At 74.6% G+C, this 1,981-nt stretch carries 3 pseudogenes; 1 reads left to right on the top strand and 2 read right to left on the bottom strand.

Features of this window, described 5'->3' with window-relative positions:
* A pseudogene (locus tag GJ632_RS21220) lies at positions 1-135 on the top strand (triose-phosphate isomerase); the annotation flags it as partial.
* A 217-nt stretch (positions 136-352) separates the two neighbouring features.
* On the opposite strand, the pseudogene GJ632_RS21210 reads toward GJ632_RS21220, so the two are convergent.
* Both GJ632_RS21210 and GJ632_RS21205 read right to left on the bottom strand, forming a co-directional pair.
* A pseudogene (locus GJ632_RS21210) lies at positions 353-1,376 on the bottom strand (aminotransferase class I/II-fold pyridoxal phosphate-dependent enzyme).
* Positions 1,366-1,981, bottom strand: a pseudogene (locus tag GJ632_RS21205) (TIGR00303 family protein); the annotation flags it as partial. The pseudogenes GJ632_RS21210 and GJ632_RS21205, both read right to left, overlap by 11 nt.

The raw sequence follows: 1,981 nt of genomic DNA, 5'->3' as shown, positions 1-1,981 counted from the left end.
ACGCGTCGCCGACACCGGCGCGAGACGTGGGCGCAGCACGTGGACCCGAACGACTACGGCAGTCACACCGGCAGCACCCTCGCAGAGGCCGTCGCCGAGGCGGGCGCGGCGGGCGTGCCGCATCGAGACGCCCGTGAGGAGGGTCGGGCCCGTTCGTCGAACCCCGCGGCGTCGAGGCGGCGTTCGACGTAGCCGTCCACGTCCATCTCGTCCCAGCCCTCGGGGACGCTCACGTTGTACGCGACGGGGCCGACCGACGCGCCGCCGGCGTGACCCGTCGAGAGCCACCGCGTCTCCGGGCGGGCGAGTCGCAGGACGCCGTCGCGGACGGTCGACTCGAAGACGGGGTCGGTCACGGGAACGACAGGAGCGCCTCCACCAGGTCGTCGTTCTCGTCGGGGCGGCGGACGGCCACCCGGACGTGCGAGTCGAGCGTCTCGAACGTGCGCGCGTCGCGGAGGGCGAACCCGCGTTCGCGGGCGTGACGGAGGAGGGCGTCCACGTCGCCGGCCGCCCCCTCGCCGGTCACGCCGAGGAGGAGGAACGGCGCGTCCGACGGGAACACCTCGAACCCGGCCGAGAGTCGGTCGCGCATCCGTTCGCGTTCCCGCCGGACGCGCGCCTTCGTCTCCGCCACGAACTCGGACTGGCGCATGCAGTGGGCGCCCACGTCCGCGGCGGGCGCGAGAGCCCCCACGGCGGCCGCGCGGCGTCCAGTCTGTCCGCGAGTTCGCCGGTGGCGACGGCGAACCCCGCGCGGAGGCCCGGGAGCCCGAACATCTTCGTCAGCGACCGGGCGACGACGACGCCGGGTTCGCCCGCGAGACTCGGGTAGTCGGTGAAGTCGAGGAACGCCTCGTCGGCGACGAGGACGGTGTCCGCGGCGCGGCAGTCCGCGAGGTACGCGCGGAGTTCGTCGGGGTCGGCCGCCTCGCCCGTCGGGTTGTTCGGGTTGCAGACGACGACGGCGGCGTAGTCGGCGGGGTCCGTCGCCAGCAGGTCGTCGTGGGCGACGGCGACGGGCGTCGCGCCCTGCAGTCTGACCTCGCGGTCGTACTCGCCGAAACTCGGTTCGGGGAGGAGGACGTCGTCGGCCGGGCCGACGGTGACGCCGAACGCGAGGCGGAGGGCGGCCATCCCGCCCGCCGTCGGCGTGACGTGGTGGGGGTCGCAGTCGACGTACTCGCCGGCGGCGACGCGGAAGTCGGTGTAGTCGTCGGGCGGGTAGCGTCCGGCGGCGGCGAACGCCGACTCGTACGTACACGCCGCGCCCGGCGGGCGTCGGGGTTGGTGTTGGCGCTGAAGTCCACGAGGTTCACGTCGTCGGAACTGCCGTGCGGGACGCGCGACACCTCCGCGACGGCGTCAGGGTCCATAGTCTCCTCGGAGTCGGGAGAGCACATCAAGCGTTCCCTCCGTCACGTCCGCCAGCGACCCCGCCCGGTCGGCGAGGTGGAGTGCGCCGCCCATCGCCGCCCCCTCCTTGGCGACGCCGTCGGCGAACGCCGAGAGCGGGCCGGCGTCGTCGAAGCCGGGGTCGGTGACGACGAGGGCCACGTCGTGGGCGTCCGTCGCGTCGCGGAGTTCGGGCACGTCCGCCGCGAGGTAGGAGGTGGTGGCGAGCGTGAGGGGACCGAGGACGCCCGCGTGCCGGACGAGGGCGGCGACGGCGAGCATCTGCGTCCCGCCGCCGAGCGTCACGGCCGTCCCGGACTCGACGGCGCCCGCGACGAGTCCGCCCGCGGCGGCCAACACCGGGTCGCCGACGAACCGGACGGCGAGTTCGGGCGTGTGCGCCGCCTGCCCCGGCGCTATCTCCGAGGACTCGAACGCCGCCTCGACCACCCGTTCCTTCAGTTCGACGGGGTTCTCCGGCAGCGACGACGAGGTGGGCCACTCCTCGCCGAGGGCGCGGAGGACGGCCATCGCCGTCGTCGTCCCGCCGGGGATGGTCTCGCCGACGACGAGTTCGTCGTCGGCG

Origin of the sequence: Halogeometricum sp. CBA1124, assembly GCF_009741955.1 — an archaeon.
In the GTDB taxonomy this organism is placed as follows: Archaea; Halobacteriota; Halobacteria; order Halobacteriales; family Haloferacaceae; genus Halogeometricum; species Halogeometricum rufum.
This window is presented reverse-complemented; position numbering and strand designations above follow the sequence as displayed.